This window comes from Enterobacter sp. HMSC16D10, assembly GCF_001807145.1.
In the GTDB taxonomy this organism is placed as follows: Bacteria; Pseudomonadota; Gammaproteobacteria; order Enterobacterales; family Enterobacteriaceae; genus Enterobacter; species Enterobacter roggenkampii.
This window is the reverse complement of the sequence record NZ_KV787833.1, coordinates 60706-79006: the sequence shown is the minus strand read 5'-3', so window position 1 is coordinate 79006 and position 18301 is coordinate 60706. Positions and strand designations below refer to the sequence as shown.

General features: G+C 50.5%; 16 protein-coding genes. 2 read left to right on the top strand and 14 right to left on the bottom strand.

Features of this window, described 5'->3' with window-relative positions:
• Window positions 1–16 precede the first annotated feature (16 nt).
• From pcoE to pcoA, 7 genes are all read right to left on the bottom strand, one after another.
• A complete protein-coding gene (gene pcoE, locus HMPREF3143_RS03295; RefSeq protein ID WP_000723069.1) occupies window positions 17–451 on the bottom strand; it encodes a copper resistance system metallochaperone PcoE in 435 nt (144 codons plus the stop codon).
• A 217-nt stretch (window positions 452–668) separates the two neighbouring features.
• On the bottom strand, window positions 669–2069 hold the full coding sequence (gene pcoS, locus HMPREF3143_RS03290) for a copper resistance membrane spanning protein PcoS (RefSeq protein ID WP_001211180.1): 1401 nt from the start codon (window positions 2067–2069) through the stop codon (window positions 669–671).
• Window positions 2066–2746, bottom strand: coding sequence for a copper response regulator transcription factor PcoR (gene pcoR / locus HMPREF3143_RS03285; protein ID WP_001188930.1), 681 nt, complete (start codon window positions 2744–2746; stop codon window positions 2066–2068). The genes pcoS and pcoR overlap by 4 nt, the downstream gene beginning before the upstream one ends.
• A gap of 54 nt (window positions 2747–2800) precedes the next feature.
• Complete coding sequence (gene pcoD, locus HMPREF3143_RS03280) at window positions 2801–3679, bottom strand: copper resistance inner membrane protein PcoD (protein WP_229692861.1); 879 nt, start codon at window positions 3677–3679, stop codon at window positions 2801–2803.
• 55 nt (window positions 3680–3734) lie between these two features.
• Window positions 3735–4115 carry a copper resistance system metallochaperone PcoC gene (gene pcoC, locus HMPREF3143_RS03275; protein ID WP_000025662.1) on the bottom strand — a complete coding sequence of 127 codons (381 nt, stop codon included), beginning with the start codon at window positions 4113–4115 and terminating at the stop codon, window positions 3735–3737.
• A gap of 39 nt (window positions 4116–4154) precedes the next feature.
• Entirely contained in the window at window positions 4155–5045 is an 891-nt protein-coding gene (gene pcoB, locus HMPREF3143_RS03270; protein WP_001378118.1) for a copper resistance outer membrane transporter PcoB, read from the bottom strand.
• Between the two features lie 5 nt (window positions 5046–5050).
• Window positions 5051–6868, bottom strand: a complete 1818-nt coding sequence (pcoA, locus tag HMPREF3143_RS03265) for a multicopper oxidase PcoA (RefSeq protein WP_000925240.1) — start codon at window positions 6866–6868, stop codon at window positions 5051–5053.
• A gap of 234 nt (window positions 6869–7102) precedes the next feature.
• Between pcoA and HMPREF3143_RS03260 the strand changes: the two genes are divergently transcribed.
• Entirely contained in the window at window positions 7103–7552 is a 450-nt protein-coding gene (locus HMPREF3143_RS03260) for a copper resistance protein (protein ID WP_001023257.1), read from the top strand.
• 288 nt (window positions 7553–7840) lie between these two features.
• The gene (locus tag HMPREF3143_RS03255) at window positions 7841–8578 is read left to right on the top strand and encodes a peptidoglycan DD-metalloendopeptidase family protein (RefSeq protein WP_000287501.1); all 738 of its coding nucleotides are present in this window, start codon (window positions 7841–7843) and stop codon (window positions 8576–8578) included.
• A 33-nt stretch (window positions 8579–8611) separates the two neighbouring features.
• Here HMPREF3143_RS03255 and HMPREF3143_RS03250 read toward each other — a convergent pair whose 3' ends face one another.
• The 7 genes from HMPREF3143_RS03250 to silC all read right to left on the bottom strand — a co-directional run bounded on the left by HMPREF3143_RS03250 (window position 8612) and on the right by silC (window position 18280).
• Window positions 8612–8809 carry a DUF2933 domain-containing protein gene (locus HMPREF3143_RS03250; protein WP_000843494.1) on the bottom strand — a complete coding sequence of 66 codons (198 nt, stop codon included), beginning with the start codon at window positions 8807–8809 and terminating at the stop codon, window positions 8612–8614.
• A 40-nt stretch (window positions 8810–8849) separates the two neighbouring features.
• Complete coding sequence (gene silP, locus HMPREF3143_RS03245; protein ID WP_001353604.1) at window positions 8850–11297, bottom strand: Ag(+)-translocating P-type ATPase SilP; 2448 nt, start codon at window positions 11295–11297, stop codon at window positions 8850–8852.
• Window positions 11298–11423: 126 nt separating this feature from the next.
• Window positions 11424–11864, bottom strand: coding sequence for a DUF411 domain-containing protein (locus tag HMPREF3143_RS03240; RefSeq protein WP_000758225.1), 441 nt, complete (start codon window positions 11862–11864; stop codon window positions 11424–11426).
• Window positions 11865–11950: 86 nt separating this feature from the next.
• Entirely contained in the window at window positions 11951–15097 is a 3147-nt protein-coding gene (gene silA / locus HMPREF3143_RS03235; protein WP_000574029.1) for a Cu(+)/Ag(+) efflux RND transporter permease subunit SilA, read from the bottom strand.
• A gap of 10 nt (window positions 15098–15107) precedes the next feature.
• Complete coding sequence (gene silB, locus HMPREF3143_RS03230) at window positions 15108–16400, bottom strand: Cu(+)/Ag(+) efflux RND transporter periplasmic adaptor subunit SilB (RefSeq protein WP_000157620.1); 1293 nt, start codon at window positions 16398–16400, stop codon at window positions 15108–15110.
• Between the two features lie 113 nt (window positions 16401–16513).
• Window positions 16514–16867 carry a cation efflux system protein CusF gene (gene cusF / locus HMPREF3143_RS03225; protein ID WP_001246155.1) on the bottom strand — a complete coding sequence of 118 codons (354 nt, stop codon included), beginning with the start codon at window positions 16865–16867 and terminating at the stop codon, window positions 16514–16516.
• Window positions 16868–16894: 27 nt separating this feature from the next.
• A complete protein-coding gene (gene silC / locus HMPREF3143_RS03220; RefSeq protein ID WP_070531749.1) occupies window positions 16895–18280 on the bottom strand; it encodes a Cu(+)/Ag(+) efflux RND transporter outer membrane channel SilC in 1386 nt (461 codons plus the stop codon).
• Between the last annotated feature and the right edge of the window lie 21 nt (window positions 18281–18301).

Sequence of the window (18301 nt, the reverse complement as noted above, 5' to 3'; positions counted from 1 at the left end):
CAAGTGGAGCTGCGGGTTAATTCTGGGTGATCTGACTGCGATGCTTATCAGCCTGCTGCTGGTGAACAACGGAAGACTGACCATTATTCGCCTTCTCATGTACAGCTGCGGCCTTCTCATGCTCGCTCATTTCAGAAAATGACTTTGCTGTTTCGTTGGTAGCTCCGGGTTTAGCTTTCATCATTTTTTTATGCATTTCAGCCATGTCCTGGTGGGCAGCAGAATTGCTGTTTTGCATCATGTCATGGGACATTGCGGCCTGATCGTGACTGCTCATATCCATCATTGTCATGCTGTCTCCCTGAATTGCACTTTTTTCAGCAGATGACTGCATCTGGTGGGCAGGTGCCTGTGCATTATTTACCTGGTCATGCATGTTCATTGTCTCTGCAGCCATGGCAGATGAAGCGGCAGCCATAATGGCAACAAATGATACGAGAATCTTTTTCATGGTTGGGTCTCCGGTGTTTACATACCCAAACAATCAATGGCTTATAACAGAGAAAGCAGTTGATCTCAGGGCGGGTTAATCATCACTCCAGGAACCAGGTGATTGTGTTATCACGCTGCTCCTGATTTATGAATAATTATAAAAAACCGCCTCTGTTTATCGCGTGACTGAATGATGACAATTTTGTCACCTTCCAGGTTTCTCCTGAACAACGGGATTAATCCATTAACAGGCGCACTTTGAACACAATTTCACGCCCCTGCTGTTCTGCTGACAGCTCGCCGCCGTGAGCATGAATGATCGACCTTGTAATTGATAATCCCAGCCCCGCGCCTTCCGTGTTGTAGAACCTTGATGAGTCTGCGCGATAGAACCGGTCAAACAAACGTTCCAGATTAGCGGGAACCTGGCCGGACATCGTATTCGTAATCATCACGTTCACACAGTCACTGTCACGCTCAAGGTGTATCGCTGTACAGGTGTTATCGGGAGAATACTTGATTGCATTGGAAAGCAGGTTACTGAAAGCACGTCGGAGCATATCGCTGTCTCCGGCAACAACGCCCTCTCCTTCAACCGTGATTGTCTTTCCTGTTTCGTCTGCCAGGGGCTCGAACAACTCACGTAATTCATTCAGTTCGGCTGCCAGATCCACATCATGTTTATCCAGCCGCAGCAGACCATGCTCTGAACGTGCCAGAAAAAGCATGTCACTGGTCATTCGTGACAACCTTTTCAGTTCTTCCAGGTTAGCGAATAAAATTTCGCGGTAATGCGAAACATCCCTTTCCTTAGCCAGTGCAAACTGCGTCTGCATCATCAGATTACTGACTGGTGTGCGCAGCTCATGCGCGATGTCAGACGAGAAATCTGACAGTTTCCGGAATGCCCCCTCCAGGCGATCAAACATATTATTGAACTCCTGCATGGTCTCAGAGATTTCCGGCGGAGCCAGATCGGGATTTAGACGCTGATCCAGGCTGTGTACGGTCATGGAGGAAGCCAGACTGGTCATTTCCCGTAGCGGTTTCAGACCAATACGTGTGGTCAGCCAGCCCAGAAAAACAGAAATAAAGACCAGACCGATATTGAACCAGAACAGCCAGGTACTGAGTTTGTCCATAAACAGGGTGTGATACCCAGTATCCGTGGCAACCGTAATGATGACATGTTTGCTTTTACCCTGTTCCGGCGTCACGGCAACCCGCCGCGAGATACTGCGGTACACGGTGTTATTTTCTTCCGTCTGGATCATATAGTCGAGAATATCACCCGACTTATTAAGCAGGACCGCTGGAACAACAGAATTTTTGGCATAGAGTTCAACAATTTTTTCATTTTCCATGTTTTTTATAGAAATGAATAAGCCATTGTGCCCCACCATCGCATCGTTTATTTTTTCTGATAATGACTTAATATCCGTTTTGTTCCTGAACGTCTCTGTTTTAAGAAACTCTTCGGTGAGCTGAAGTTTACCTGTCAGAAAATCGCGGTCCTGATTATCGAAATAGCCATTAAGGGTGCTAATCAGGATAAAACTTGATAACCACCATACCGTAAGCATCACCGCAGAAAAAATCAGGCTCAGGCGTGTGGTCAGGGAAATTTTGAACCTCACTCTTCTCTGATCTCCAGGACATATCCGGCACCGCGAACGGTATGGATCAGTTTTGGCTCAAAGTCATCATCAATTTTACTTCTCAGACGTCTCACGGCGACATCAATCACATTCGTATCACTGTCAAAATTCATGTTCCAGACCAGGGACGAGATAAGACTCCTGGGTAACACTTCTCCGGTGCGTTGCAGCAGCAACTCAAGCAGAACGTATTCTTTACCGGTGAGATGGATCTTCTTCCCCGAACGGATCACGGTCCGGCGCACCATATCAACGGTCATATCGGCGATGGTGCAGACTGTTGCGGCCTGCGAGCGTGCCCGGCGCAGTAGGGTTCTTACACGTGCAACCAGCTCCGTAAAATCAAAGGGCTTAATCAGGTAGTCATCTGCGCCAAGCTCCAGTCCTTTCACTTTGTCCCGCACGTTGTCCTTTGCGGTTAAAAACAGGACCGGTTCTTCGTGCCCGGACTCCCTCAGTGCGCTGATGATTTGCCACCCGTCGAGGAAAGGCAGCATCACGTCCAGTATTATCAAATCATACTGTCCCTTCGACGCGGCCCCGAGACCATCGCGGCCATTATTAAAGAGATCGGCCTGATAGCCTTCCTCAACCAGTCCCTGCTGCAGGTAACGACCTGTTTTTTGTTCGTCTTCAACGATTAAAATACGCTGCATGGTCAACTCGCTGATATGAAAGTAAAAATCTCACGCATAAGCTTTGGCTGTCCCCTAGCTGACCTGAGACGGAGCAAGCATTCCGAGCCACGCTACGGCGCCCAGAATGATAATCGCAACAACGAATTCTGTCAGGATGCTGTTTCGCATCAGGGCAACGCTGCGATCATAATTCCCTTCCCTGACCATAACTTCAAGCCGGGGACCCAGGTGAAACCGGTTTGCTGCAGCCAGAAGAAGCATCAGAACAAACAGAGCCGTCTTGGCAAGCAATATCCTCCCCCAGGAACTGTTGAATAAGGGAGTTAAGTTACCCTCAGCAATATACAGATAGTTGACCAGCGCACTCAGGATCAGGGCGACAACAATCACCGTTCCTGCCGTGGCAAATTTTGCCAGGGAGTCAGATATCACAATGACGCTCTGTGCATTATGCTCGTTTCTGCGCATCAGCAGGATAGCAAATGCAACCAGAGCACCTGTCCAGGCACCTGCAGCGCCGAGATGGGTCAGATCGCTCAGTAAATGGAGATAGTAATGCAGACCGTCATGCATAACGGCGTGTCCTCCCCAGGCAAGTGTAGCCAGCGCCACGCCCCCACTCATCGTCATCAGCAGGCAGGACAATACTCTCTTATTAGTGTAAAGGAACAAAGCACCGAGTGTGGTAAACAGGGCACAGAGCCTGACAATCCAGCTAATACCCACATCAGTTTCTTCTATCACCATCTCGATAACATGGATGGATAATTCTCTGAGGTCAGTTACTCCACTCATGGCATTAGATACCAGGAGCATATTAATGCCAGTAAGAATGATGCCTGTAACAACAGCAAAAGTTATAAACGACCTGAAATTAGTCAGGTTATAGGTTTCATGTCTGACACCGCTTATTCCATATATCTGAAAAAATGGCAATCCAAATATTACCATCAAATCCAGATAAAGAAGAAAACGAATAACAATCATAATCAGGTCGTTCATAATATTACTTCACTGTAAAGGTGTAATTACCGGTAATAGGGTGCGTATCTGAAGAAACCGCGCGCCAGTCAACACGATAAGTGCCAGCGGGTAAAGGCTCTCGCGGAATAATGACCATCGATTTAGGGTCAGCGCCTGGCGCCACTTTTGCCGCGACCGGCATCGGAGAATGTGATGACATGCCTTTCATACCCGTCATCGTTAATTTTGCACCTGAGAATTTCACGGTCAGATTTTCCGAGAAATTAAGCTGAATCTTTTCCGGGGCCGCTACGGCTGAATCAGCCTGTGGCACAGAGCTTTTTAATTCCGGATGGGCCATAGCAGAGAAAGCAACGCCCATAACGAGGCCACCTGTAAGAATGGCTTTATTTAAAATCGACATTTTATTTACCTGTTTAGTTGAGTGTTTTATATCAGTGCGTTAAAACCAGATTCTGGCTCCCGCCAGGAATACTACCTGATGGTCTTTCTCACCTTCTCTTTTCGCCATATCGGATGTTTTCCCGTAAAGTTGATTCCAGGAAACGCCTATATAGGGTGCAAACTCACGGCGTATTTCATAGCGCAGCCGGAGCCCCAGCTCTGTGTCAGTCAGTCCCCTGCCGCGACCCCGCGATTCATCATCCTGACTGTAGAAATTCACCTCATAGGATGGCTGGAGTATGAGCCGGTTAGTCAGTAAAACGTCGTATTCTCCTCCCAGACGAAGGGCTGCTTTTCCGCCATTACTGACAAAACCCGTAATTTCAGACTCAAAATTATAGAGTGCCAGCCCCTGAAAACCGACAGCAGCCCAGGTCCGGGCAGAAGCAGGTCTGAAATCCTGCCTGACACCCGCAACCAAATCCCACCATGGGCCAACCGCATGTCCCCAGAGTAACTGCGCTTCAGCCGCCTCCGTTTCCCCATTGCTTCGTTCACCTTCACTCTTTAGCCAAATCCGATCTGTGTCGCCTCCAATCCAGCTGTTAACACTCCAGCTGAAATTGTTGGTGTTATCCGACCGTTGCCATTCCAGTTGATCCAGCAGAACCAGATAATTAATCGCACTGTCGTGAATCGCATGCCCCTGTAAATTGCCGAATGCAGCCTTCCGGTCGGCATCGGTAACAGGCGGAATTGGCGTTCTGCTCTCAGTTACAATGGGCTCCATTGACGTCATCTCAGTGAAATTCTCATCTGCTGGCATCTGCATGGCAGACATGTCGTGCCCGGCGTGGGGATCTGCAGAGACGGAGCCCGCCGCAATAGAAAGCTGTGAGGTAAACAAACCGGCGACCAGAACAGGTATGGCCTTCAAATTTCTCTTCATTCGCATCATTCCTCCACCCGGACTTCACGAAACATTCCCATTTCCATGTGATAGAGCAAATGGCAGTGATACGCCCAGCGGCCAAGCGCATCTGCTGTCACTCTGTAACTGCGTTTTGTACCAGGGGGAACATCTATTGTGTGTTTACGAACCATGAAATTACCGTTTTCATCTTCCAGATCGCTCCACATACCATGCAGGTGAATGGGGTGAGTCATCATGGTATCGTTGATCAGCGTGATCCTGAGCCGCTCACCGTATTTCAGCAGCACCGGTGCGGCATCTGAAAACTTGATTCCGTTAAATGACCAGGCAAACTTTTCCATGTGGCCGGTTAAATGCAGTTCTATGGTACGGCCAGGTTCACGTCCGTCAGGATCCTCAAAGCGGCTTTTCAAATCCGCGTACGTGAGAACCTTTCTTCCGTTATTTCGAAGACCAATACCCGGATCATTTAACTTCGGAGAGACGCTCATCGCCTGCATATCAACCAGTGGGTTATCCGTTTCTGACGCAGGATGACTTTGCATACCCGGCATTCCGGCCATCCGGGAATGATCCATACCGGCCATGCTGCTGTGATCCATGGGCGCGGAGGATGTCCCGCTATCCGGAAGGTCAGCACCGTCCATAGACATCATCTCTCCGCTGTTATCCATGCCTCCCATCTGGCTGTGGTCCATTCCTGCCATATCATGTCCCATTCCCCCCATACCCATATCTTCCATGGTCAACAGAGGACGGGGATCGAGGGGGGGAACGGCAGCACTTAACCCCTCTCTCGTGGCCAGTGTCCCTCGAGCGTAACCGGTCCTGTCCATGGATTGTGCGAAGATGGTATAGGCCTCACCCTGAGGCTCCACAATGACATCATAGGTTTCGGCAACGGCAATCCTGAATTCGTCAACGGTAACCGGGTTTACATACTGGCCATCTGCAGCCACGACCGTCATTTTCAGCCCGGGGATACGGATATCGAAATAGGTCATTGCCGAGCCGTTGATAAACCGTAAGCGTATCTTTTCACCGGGACGGAACAGTCCGGTCCAGTTTTTCAGCGGGGCCTGCCCGTTCATGAGATAGGTGTAGGTGTAGCCACTGACATCCGCGAGGTCAGTCGGATTCATTTTCATTTCAGCCCACATTTTCCGATCGGCAATGGTGGCTGACAGCCCCCTGGTATTCACGTCGCGGAAAAAAGAGCCAACGGTTGGTTTATTGAAATTGTAGTAATCCGACTGTTTTTTTAATTTTTTCAGCAGGCTGTGAGGATTTTCATCGGTCCAGTCAGACAACATGACCACATGCTCACGATCGTAAGTAAACGGTTCTGGCTCCCCGGCATCGATGATAATGGCACCGTATACCCCCTCCTGTTCCTGCAGACCGGAATGGCTGTGGTACCAGTAAGTCCCGTTCTGCTTAACCTTAAAGGTGTAAACGTAGGTATCATCAGGCTCTATGCCCATAAAACTCAGCCCCGGAACACCATCCATATTGGCCGGAAGAATAATGCCGTGCCAGTGAATGGACGTCTGTTCATTAAGACGGTTTTTGACCTTCAGGGTAATGGTGTCACCTTCTTTCCAGCGAAGAACGGGCCCCGGCAGGCCTCCATTGATTGTTTTGGCCTGACGCTCACTGCCCGTGATATTGACGGCCGTTTCACCAATGGTCAGGTCAAACTGAGTACCCTGCAGGGATGCGGCAACTGGCAGGCTCAGACTGGAACGCGCATTGAAACTCCATACGCCAAGACTTCCGGCTACGCCAGAGAGGGTTAACCCCTTCAGGAAAGTTCGTCGAGACGTTTTCAACAGCATGCGCATTCCCTTATTTAAAGTATGGTTACTGACAGAATTCGAGAACCGATTTAAATTAAATTACTGGTTCATCCACTTACAATGAAATGAATCTAGCACACCTTAAGAAACAAATTCATTACAATCGTGTAATGTACATAGCTGTATTACATTTACGTCATCTTCCCCACAGGTTGATTATTTTTATATATGATCATAAGGACATCTTTTATGTACCTCAGAAGGTAATTACACATGAATATATTAATCACGACCACTGCGTTTACAGCTTTATTTTGTGGGGCAGCTTTTGCTCAGTCCAGTGATATTGCCCATGAAGCACATCGATTTGTTAATAATGCCTCAGCCGTCAGTCATGTGAATTCCTCGACGCATGAAAACTTACCGGACAGGGTTAATAAAAACAACACGCCCTCATTCTCTGAAATGAATGAACATGAAAGGGCCATTGTTGCTCATTCATTTATGAACAACAGCGCGTCCTATGCGCATCAGAAAATGATTGAGGAACATAAAAAAATGCTGTCCGGCAGTGATGCAAATTCAAAGACCTCGTCTTCTTCTTTTAACGAACTGAATGCCGGAGAAAAAGCCGCTCTCGTGCATGAGCAGGTCAATAATGCCGGTGCGGAAGCACATCAGACGCAGGCAAGAAAGCTTCGCGGGCTGTATTCGACCAGGTAACTGCAGGCGGGTTAGTGCTTAGCGTCAGGTGCGCAGCAGGGCTTTACTGACGGGTTACGTAGCAGGACATGAGCCCCATATTGCTCTGCCGTAACCTGTTTCAGTCCCGTTAATCATCACCGTCGGGCTGGTCATACAGTTCCCAGAGCTTCAGGAGCAAACGGGAAACAAGATATGTTACAAAAATGACGACCATCAACGGTGCTCCCGATTAACTGACAGATGACACGCCTCCTGAAAACCCCTAGCATACGCCGCAGTGTTCATGCTAACGGCGAATTCCAGTAAATGTATTCTACCGATGTCGTAAAAGAAAATGCCTACCTTTCAGCCACCCGCTCGGGGCTGGAATCGAACGAGATCGCTACTCTTCAGCGCTCCTTGCCTTCCCGGTTTAATCTGCGGCATTTGAAAAAAAATGAATCATTAAAACTCGTACTGCAAAAGAAAGCGGGAAAATCACGTGTCGTGGCCTATAAATTTACGTCCGGTTCATTTAATTACACGGCGTATCGTATATCAGATAAAAAGTTCTATAACCTTTCCGATACTTCCGGGAAAGGCAGTCTCGATTATCCGTTACCGGCCACAGCAAGACTCAGTTCGCCTTTCAATCCTGCAAGACTTAACCCGGTATCGGGAAAAGTGAGTCCCCATAATGGCATTGATTATTCCATGCCCATGAACACGAAAATAGTCAGCGTCATCGACGGAAAAATCACACGGGCCGAATACAACAGTACCATGGGATATTTTGTTGAAGTAACGGGAAAAGCCGGTGTTAAAACTCGCTATCTCCACCTCAATAAAATACTCGTTACTAAAGGGGCCAGGGTTACACGGGGAGGTGCTATTGCGTTATCCGGTAACAGCGGACGTTCATCCGGTCCTCATCTGCATTACGAGCTGGTCATCAATAACAACCCTGTTAACTCTCTGGCGTTCCGGGCAGCGGCACCCGCTGATAACAAACTCGAACAGCATGCCTTTGCGCATGCCAGAGACTACGAACGATACCTGGACTGATAACGGGACCGCGACGCGGCCCCGTCTGCCGGATTAATTTTTTTTATCGTTTTCACTTCCGTGATGTTGATGATCTCCATGCCCTCCGTGGCCGTGGAAAAGATGCATTAGCGGGCAGACCAGCAATAACAGATATGGCCAGTAACCTGCCACATGTGACCAGTGTTCGCGCAGGAGGGCAAATGCCGCGATCGCGGCGACAGCAATAAGCGCATAGGTGGTACTTTTCATACTGGACTCCTTCTGTTCGTAACTGACCCTTCACTCAGTGTTATTTCCCGAGCCTGACACTTTTCAGACGCAACGCATTCACAATGACGCTGACGGAGGAAAGAGCCATGGCCGCCGCCGCAATAACTGGCGACAGCAGTATTCCATACACAGGATAAAGCAGACCTGCAGCCACAGGCACGCCAAGTGCGTTGTAGATAAATGCAAAAAACAGATTCTGACGGATATTTTTCATGGTGATCTCTGACAGATGACGGGCCCTGTTCAGTATCATCAAGTCGCCTTTGAGAAGGGTGACTCCGGCACTTTCAATTGCCACATCTGTACCCGTTCCCATGGCTATACCCACGTCAGCCGCTGCCAGCGCCGGGGCATCATTCACACCGTCTCCGGCCATCGCAACCACATGGCCAGACTCTTTCAGTCGGGTTATCACTGCTTTTTTGCCATCCGGCAGAATTCCGGCTTCAACCTCATCTATTCCCAGTTTCCGTGCGACTGCTTCAGCAGTAAGCTGGTTATCCCCGGTGAGCATAACGATGCGGATCCCCGCCTGACGCAAAGCTTTAAGCGCATCCGGCGTGGTTGTTTTCACGGGATCCGAGATAGCTATCAGGCCTGCAAGGTCCCCGTCTGTGGCCACATAGATAACGGTAGCGCCTTCCATCCGCAACGTATCCGCAACGGCCTTTTGATTATCAATAACTATACTGTTTTCCTGCATAGCCAGTTCATTACCAATAACAACCCGTTGACCTTCGACATCGCCTGAGACACCTTTACCCGACGGTGCATCGAAATGAGTGACTGCGGGTATTGCGATCCCCTTTTCCTGTGCTGCTTTAACTACTGCCATACCCAGCGGATGCTGCGAGCCTTTTTCCACTGCGGCTGTTACACGCAAAAGAGATGTTTCCCCACCCGGATTGAGACTGATAATCCCTGTCACCGTAGGCGAACCTTCCGTGAGCGTGCCTGTTTTGTCGACAACCAGCGTGTCCACTTTTTCAAGACGCTCAAGGGCTTCGGCATTCCTGATTAACACCCCGGCCTGGGCTCCTTTGCCCACCCCCACCATTATCGACATCGGCGTGGCCAGCCCCAGCGCGCAGGGACAGGCAATAATCAGGACCGACACAGCCGCAATGAGACCGTGCGCCATCCTGGGCTCGGGCCCCCAGACAGACCAGATCACGAAAGCAACAACCGCGATAAGTATCACCAGAGGAACAAACCAGCCTGAAACGCTGTCAGCCATTCTCTGGATGGGGGCACGCGAACGCTGTGCATCAGCGACCATCTGAACAATTCGTGAGAGCATTGTTTCATCACCGACTTTCTCTGCACGGATGATGAGACTCCCTGTCTGATTAATGGTCCCCCCGATGACAGGGTCACCCTCCGTTTTGGTAACCGGCATAGATTCCCCGGTCACCATCGATTCATCAACGGTTGTTTTGCCTTCGATCACGATACCGTCGACCGGAATACTCTCTCCAGGTCTGATGCGGAGCTTATCGCCAGGCAGGACATCTTCCGCATTAATATCCGTTTCATGACCGTCATGATCCAGCCGTCTGGCGGTTTTGGGGGCAAGGTTCAGAAGCGCAGTAATGGCGCCTGAGGTTTGTTCCCGTGCCCGCAGCTCAAGAACCTGTCCCAGCAGAACAAGCACCGTAATAACTGCTGCGGCTTCAAAATAAACGGCCACCAGGCCATCCATGTTTCTGAACGATGCAGGAAACCAGGAGGGGAAGACGGTTGCAATGACGCTGTAAACCCAGGCTACGCCGGTCCCCATTGCAACAAGGGTAAACATATTCAGGGAGCGGTTACGTAACGACATTCCGGCCCGGGCGAAGAATGGCCAGCCACACCACAACACGACAGGGGAGGCCAGAAGCAGCTGCAGCCATGTGTTGTACTGTGGCGGTACTGTATTCCTCAACTCGGGAAACAGATGAGATCCCATTTCGAGTACCAGAACCGGAAACGCCAGCAACAACCCCAGCCAGAAGCGTCTTGTCATGTCGTGAAGTTCATCACTCGGCCCCGTGGATGCCGTAGCTACGAGCGGCTCCAGTGCCATTCCACAGACAGGACAGCTTCCGGGACCACTGCGGCGTATCTCCGGGTGCATCGGACATGTCCACACACCTTCAGAATTCTCTTTTTCCGCCTGGTGGTGAGGCTGTTTTATCTGATCAGGGCTGACTTCGTGATGATCGTGGTGATGGTGATGGGAATGTTCACTGGCATCTTCGGTAAGATAACGATCGGGATGGGCTTTAAATTTACTCTCACAGCTGGCGGAGCAGAAATAAAGTTGATGGTCCTGGTATCGAATGCTGCTGTGCGCCCTGTCGGGCAGGATGGCCATCCCGCACACGGGATCTCTCACCTTATGCAATACGTGGCCCTCGTCCGGGGATAATGTCTGCTCAGAAGCAGTCTGGTTGTTGTGTTGCACTGCATTGTCATTTTTCACAGTAACTCTCCTTATGCATACCGAAGCATCTTCTGTCTTCAGGGTATGTCATGGATGCGATTACCACGAATATCGCCGGCACAGGAGTGCCTGCTACCGGCGTCCCGTTATCAGCCGTTCCGCTGACTATTCGATTCGCTGGAAGACTTTTTTACTTCCATCCGGTGAGAATGCGATAACATCGTAAGCCTCTTTTCGGGCTCCCATCTCCATTCCAGGACTTCCTGCTGGCATACCGGGGGTGGCGAGACCGTATATACCTGAACCAGACTGCATTGCCTTATGTATCGTTGTCGCAGGCACATGGCCTTCAATGATCAAATTACCGGCAACCGCGGAATGACAACTTCGCAGTCCTGCAGGAATAGCATGCTTTTCTTTCAGGGCTGACAGCGCCTGATCATTCATGACGTGAGTTCGTACTTCAAACCCGTCTTTTTCCATCGCCTTGCCCCACAGGGAACAACAGCCACAGTTTTCAGATTTGTACATATCAATCACTTTTTCACTCGCCATCGCGGGCAGTGAAAGGCCGAGAGCCAGCGCCATCAGAACCACTTTTTTCATACTCACCTCTGTATATTATCGATTTAAACCCTGACGTCAGGGTGAATCAGTAAAGAAGGACACCCACAGGGGGTGCCCTTTCAGGTTCAGGACACGCTTTTTTTATGTCTGCGCAGCCAGATTAATTTGTAGGCGGCAGGAATAATGAACAGGGACAGCAGCGGAGCCGTGATCATCCCACCAATCATGGGTGCCGCGATACGGCTCATGACTTCTGAACCTGCACCGGTTCCCCAGAGTATTGGCAGCAGACCCGCAATGATCACCGCCACGGTCATGGCTTTCGGCCGGACACGCAGTACGGCACCATGATAGAGGGCTTCATCAAGGCCTTCCGGTGTGAACGTCTCTTTACGGGACAATTCCGGGTGCGCTTCAATGGCATGACGCAGATACATCAGCATGACCACGCCAAACTCTGCTGCCACCCCGGCCAGAGCGATAAACCCCGTTCCGGTTGCGACAGACATATGGAAGCCCTGCCAGTACAGGAACCATATCCCGCCAACCAGGGCGAACGGCAGGCTCATCAGGATCAGCAGGGCTTCATCAACCCGGCGGAATGCCAGATACAACAGGATGAAGATGATCATCACCGTCATCGGCACCATCAGCTTCAGTTTCTTGTTGGCATGCTCAAGCAGTTCAAACTGTCCGGAGAATGACACGCTGGTACCCGGTCTCAGTTTCACTTTCTGACTGATCGCCGTTTTAATGTCATTAACCACCGACACCATATCCCTGCCGCGCGCGTCAATGTAAATCCAGCTGGCTGGACGGGCATTTTCCGTTTTCAGCATAGTCGGCCCGGAAACGACCTTAATATCCGCAACATCGCCCAGCGTGATCTGCTGCTTCATCGGGGTCAGGATCGGCATCTGTTTCAGGGCCTGCGGGCTGTTCCGGTAATCCTGCGGATAGCGGATATTAATCGGGTACCGGGCCACGCCTTCAACCGTTTCCCCTACCGTCGCGCCGCCGATGGCTGATGAGATGAACAGCTGCACATCGCCCACCGTCATTCCGTAGCGGGAGGCTTTTTCCCGGTTGATATCCACATCAATGTAGCGCCCGCCTTCCAGTCGCTCTGCGAGAGCAGACACTACGCCGGGTACGGTTTTGGCGACCGCTTCGATACTCTGCGCCGTTGCATCGATATCGGACAGAACCGTTCCGGACACCTTGATACCTATCGGGCTTTTGATCCCGGTTGAGAGCATATCAATACGGTTACGGATTGGCGGCACCCAGAGGTTTGCCAGCCCCGGTAAACGGACGGTCCTGTCGAGTTCTTCAATAATCTTGTCAATCGTCATGCCTGGACGCCACTGATCCTCAGGTTTGAGCTGGATCGTGGTTTCAACCATTTCGAGCGGTGCGGAATCCGTGGCGGTCTCTGCTTTACCGGTCTTGCCAAATACAGAGGCCACTTCAGGAACGCTTTTGATTAACTTGTCCGTCGTCTGCAGGAGCGCTGCAGCTTCAGCCGGAGAGACACCCGGCAGGGTCGACGGCATATACAACAGGTCGCCCTCGTTAATCTTCGGCAGAAACTCACCGCCCACCTGGCTCAGCGGCCAGATAACGGTGAAAATGGACAAGGCCGCAACCAGCAGGGTTGTTTTTGGCCAGTGGAGAACCCGCAACAGCAATGGATGATACGCTTTGATCAGTACCCGGTTCAGGGGGTTACTGGTCTCTGCAGGAATTTTCCCCCGGATCCAGAATCCCATCAGAATCGGAATGACGATGATGGCCAGCGCGGCCGCGCCCGCCATGGAGTACGTTTTCGTGAATGCCAGCGGGCCAAACAGACGTCCTTCCTGACCTTCCAGGGTAAAGATAGGAATAAAGGACAGGGTGATGATCAGCAGGCTGATAAACAGTGCGGGTCCCACTTCAACGGAGGCATCGGTAATCACCTTCCAGCGGGTGGCGTTGTCAATCTGCTCACCCGGATGCTGATGATCCCACTCCTCAAGCCGCTTATGCGCATTCTCAATCATCACAATGGCGGCATCCACCATCGCACCGACGGCAATCGCTATCCCTCCCAGCGACATGATATTGGCGTTCAGTCCCTGGAAGTGCATGACGATAAAGGCGATACACAGACCAAGCGGCAGAGAGATAATCGCCACCAGGGCAGAACGTACGTGCCACAGGAACAGGGCACAGACGATGGCCACCACGATAAACTCTTCCAGAAGTTTGGAACTGAGGTTATCAATCGCCCGGTCGATGAGCTGGCTGCGATCGTAGGTGGTCACGATTTCAACGCCTTCCGGCAGGCTGGCCTTCAGCGTCTCAAGTTTATCCCTCACTGCCGTGATAACGTCGCGTGCATTTTTACCCGACCGCAGGATCACCACGCCGCCAGCGACTTCGCCCTGGCCGTTCAGCTCGGCAATACCACGCCGCATTTCAGGCCCGGTCTGCACGCGGGCAACATCCCGCAGATAAACCGGCACGCCGTTCTCGCCTGTTTTCAGGACGATGTTATTAAAATCATCAATGCTCTGAAGATAACCGCTGGCACGGACCATATACTCAGCTTCGGCCATTTCAACGGATGAGCCACCGGCCTCCTGGTTAGACGATTCAAGGGCCTGTTTCACTTCGGGCAGGCTGATACCATACTGAGACAATTTTACCGGATTGACCTGAATCTGGTACTGTTTCACCACGCCGCCAACCGAAGCGACCTCAGCCACGTTCGGGATGGTTTTCAGCTCAAATTTCAGGAACCAGTCCTGCAGAGAACGCAGTTCTGAAAGGTCGTGTTTTCCGCTGCGATCGACAAGGGCATATTCAAATATCCAGCCCACCCCCGTGGCGTCCGGACCGATTTCAGAACTCACACCGGCGGGCAGTTTTCCCTGTACCTGGTTCAGGTACTCCAGCACGCGGGAACGGGCCCAGTACAGATCGGTGCCGTCTTCAAAAATGACATACACATACGAATCACCGAACTGTGAAAAACCACGCACGGTTTTTGCGCCAGGCACGGACAGCATGGTGGTGGTAAGTGGATAGGTGACCTGGTTTTCTACAATCTGCGGGGCCTGGCCGGGATAGCTGGTTTTGATAATGACCTGCACATCTGACAGGTCAGGCAAGGCATCGACAGGCGTGTTAATAATCGTCCATGTGCCCCAGATGCTGAGAAACAGGGCCCCCATCATGACCAGGAAACGGTTGGCGACAGAGCGCCGGATAATCCATTCAATCATCGTCGTCTCCTCAGTGCCCTGAATGCATATTTACAGGCTGGTCAGACATTGCTGGCATACTGCTTTCTGTTTTTTCAGGGTGGCGCATACGTTCCAGTGCGCCCGTAATATTGGCTTCAGAGTCAATGAGGAACAGGCCACTGACCACCACGGTATCGCCTTCATTCAGGCCGGAGCCGATGCCGGACTGTTGCTGTGACTCATGCAGAACGTGGATCTGTTTCGGCACAAACTTGCCTTCATCATCAACAGTAATCACGCGCTGTTCTTTGCCGGTATCGATAACGGCCTGGCTTGGTATCAGCAGCATCTCCTGGCTTCTGGTATTCAGTTTCAGATAGGCATTCATGCCCGGCTTGAGAAACTCATCCTTATTAGAAACCTGGAGACGGACCTGAAGCGTACGGGTTGTCTGATCCACGCTGGGAAGAATATTCCATTTTTCGACATGGAATGTTTTATCCGGATAAGCCGGTACCGAAATTTCAAACTGCGACGTATCTTTCAGCAGATAGGCGATAGATTCTGGCACTGCAGCGCTGATCCAGACCGGGTCCATTCCCTGAATCTGAGCCACCACCTTATCTTTCGAAATATTCATGCCGGTGCGCAGGTCAAATGCAGTAATGACACCATCAATAGGTGCTTTAATGGTAAAACGGGTCTGAATGCTCCGGGTAGAACGCAGTCTCTGAATATCCTCTTCCGGCATACCTGCCAGGCGAAGCCGTTCCAGAACGCCTTTAATTTGCGTGGAAGTACCACCGGTGCTGGATAACAGAAGGAATTCACTCTGTGCTTCCACCCAGTCCGGAATGGTAATATCGATAAGTGGCGTCCCCTTCTTCACATGATCGCCAATCGTCATGGGGTAGACTTTTTCGACAAACCCGTCAGAACGCGCCTGCACAATAACAAACTGATACTCGTTATAGCTGACATTAGCCGGGATTGTCTGAGAATAATTCAGCATTCCTCGCGTGACTTTTTGCGTTTTTAATCCCAGATTCTGAACCTGGGTTGGGTCGATACGGATCCCGCCACTGCTTTTATCGCCACTGTCATCAGCATATTTTGGCACCAGGTCCATATCCATAAAGGGCGATTTTCCGGGTTTATCAAATTTGGTATCCGGTTTCATTGGGTCATACCAGAAAAGCACCTTTCGTTCCGGTGCCTTTTGTTCTGTTTTTTCTGTCTTTTGTGCTGAGTTTACATACTGCCAGGCAGTAACCGATATCAGCCCCCCTGCTATGAGGCTGCTGATAATTATTGCAGCATATTTTATCTTTAAAGAAGCCATACAATTTTCCGCTAAAAAATCAAAACACCTGGCATATGCGCCTGACGGTTAACTCACACATATACCTATGTGAATGTACAGGCGCACAGGATGTAATCGCTCCGGACAGCCAATCAGGACTGCGTCACGTTAATGCTTTTGAGTAAGGAGATATTGCCCTGCTGAATAAACGAGAAATCGACATGGTTGCCTGTTTTCAGGGCATTAATAGCATCGTCTGCATTAACAAAAGTAAAGCGCATGGTCATTGCAGGCCAGCCCACCGCTGGAATTGCTTCATGCGAAATGGTGATTTTCTTAGTATTCATATCAATGTCTTTAACGACACCGGTGCCCTTGATAACTTGCTGTACCGAAGCATCACTGGCAGTATTCATATCGCCATGCTGATGTGTTTCAGCATGAAGACCGGCAGAAAACATGACAGAGAAGGCACCAAATAAAACGGCTTTAAGTGAATTACGCATTTTAATTTCCTGATTAATTAAATAAATTTACTCTACCCAACCGCCACCCAGCGCGGTAAACAGATTAATTTCGTTAACCTGCCGGGAATAGGTAAGATCGAGAATGGTTTGCTGGGTAGCGAAGAGGGAACGTTCTGCATCCAGCACTTCGATGTAACTGACAGCACCACTTGCATACAATCCTCTGGCACGCTGGAGAGTTATCTGAAGTGAATCAAGATAACGCTGCTGTGACTCAAGTTGCTGGCTAAGGCTGTCGCGCAGCGCAAGCGTGTCGGAAACATCCTTAAAGGCTGACTGAATTTTTTGTTCGTAATTAACCACCGACTGTTGCTGGCGAATTTCAGCCAGCTTCAGATTGGCTTTATTCCTGCCAGCATTAAATATAGGAATTTCAATTTTAGGGATAAAATTCCACATTCCACTTCCTGACGTAAACAGGCTGGACAGCTCCGTACTGCTTGCGGAAAGACCACTGGTCAGGGTAATTGAGGGGAAAAAGGCCGCTCGCGCTGCGCCAATATTGGCATCAGCCGCTTTCAGCTGATATTCCGCTTCCATAATATCCGGTCGCTGCAGCAAAATTTGTGAAGACAGATTTGGTGGCAATTTTACTGGGGCTATCTCCCCGCCTTTCATCCCTTTTTCTGACGGAAGTGCGCGGTACGTTCCCAGCACCAGTTGCAGGGCATTGTTTGCCTGAGCCAGATCGCCTTCTCGTTTGGCTATTTCGGCGCGGGTACTTTCGATTTGTCCTCGCGCCTGTTCAAGTGCCAGAACGTTCGTACTCCCGGTCACGAGCTGCTGCTCAACGAAAGCATAGGACTGTTGATAATTTTTCAGCGTTTCCCGCGCAATACGAAGTTGTTCGTACGCCAGTTGCTGGCTGAAATAGCTTTGTGAAACGTTGGATACCAGCAGGATGTGTACGGCCCGACGGGCTTCTTCGCTGGCAAAGTAGTTCTGGCGATCAGCCTCACTCATGTTCTTAAGTTTGCCGAAAAAATCGAGCTCATAGCTGAGCTCCAGTCTCGCGTCGTACTCCTGTGTGGTCGGCTTGTCACCTTTCAGACCACCGCTGTATGTTATCCCGGATGAGGCATTCAGCTGGGGATAACGATCTGCATCCGTGACGTTGAACTGGGCTCGGGCCTCTTCAACCTTCAGGGCAGCCATTCTCAAATCACGGTTATTAGTCAGAGCTTCACCGATCAACCGGGTAACCTGGGGATCGACAAAAAAGTTACGCCAGCCCGTATCCTGATAGCCATTTACCGCTGGCGTCAGGCTGTTATGGGACAGTGAAAACTGCTGGGGTACCGGTGCTGCGGGCCGCTGATATTCAGGCGCAAGCGACACGCAGCCTGCCAGGATGAATATCGTGCTAATGCTGAGTAATTTTAATTTGAACATAACGCTTCTCGTCCAGGCAGA

Excerpts from the sequence above, each read along its gene's own strand:
- silC (WP_070531749.1), bottom strand. The coding sequence starts at position 18,280 with ATGTTCAAATTAAAATTACTCAGCATTAGCACGATATTCATCCTGGCA.
- pcoB (WP_001378118.1), bottom strand. The coding sequence starts at position 5,045 with ATGAAGAGAAATTTGAAGGCCATACCTGTTCTGGTCGCCGGTTTGTTT.
- pcoE (WP_000723069.1), bottom strand. The coding sequence starts at position 451 with ATGAAAAAGATTCTCGTATCATTTGTTGCCATTATGGCTGCCGCTTCA.
- silA (WP_000574029.1), bottom strand. The coding sequence starts at position 15,097 with ATGATTGAATGGATTATCCGGCGCTCTGTCGCCAACCGTTTCCTGGTC.
- pcoC (WP_000025662.1), bottom strand. The coding sequence starts at position 4,115 with ATGTCGATTTTAAATAAAGCCATTCTTACAGGTGGCCTCGTTATGGGC.
- HMPREF3143_RS03260 (WP_001023257.1), top strand. The coding sequence starts at position 7,103 with ATGAATATATTAATCACGACCACTGCGTTTACAGCTTTATTTTGTGGG.
- cusF (WP_001246155.1), bottom strand. The coding sequence starts at position 16,867 with ATGCGTAATTCACTTAAAGCCGTTTTATTTGGTGCCTTCTCTGTCATG.
- HMPREF3143_RS03250 (WP_000843494.1), bottom strand. The coding sequence starts at position 8,809 with ATGAAAAGTACCACCTATGCGCTTATTGCTGTCGCCGCGATCGCGGCA.
- HMPREF3143_RS03255 (WP_000287501.1), top strand. The coding sequence starts at position 7,841 with ATGTATTCTACCGATGTCGTAAAAGAAAATGCCTACCTTTCAGCCACC.
- silB (WP_000157620.1), bottom strand. The coding sequence starts at position 16,400 with ATGGCTTCTTTAAAGATAAAATATGCTGCAATAATTATCAGCAGCCTC.
- pcoR (WP_001188930.1), bottom strand. The coding sequence starts at position 2,746 with ATGCAGCGTATTTTAATCGTTGAAGACGAACAAAAAACAGGTCGTTAC.
- HMPREF3143_RS03240 (WP_000758225.1), bottom strand. The coding sequence starts at position 11,864 with ATGAAAAAAGTGGTTCTGATGGCGCTGGCTCTCGGCCTTTCACTGCCC.
- pcoD (WP_229692861.1), bottom strand. The coding sequence starts at position 3,679 with ATGGTAATATTTGGATTGCCATTTTTTCAGATATATGGAATAAGCGGT.
- pcoA (WP_000925240.1), bottom strand. The coding sequence starts at position 6,868 with ATGCTGTTGAAAACGTCTCGACGAACTTTCCTGAAGGGGTTAACCCTC.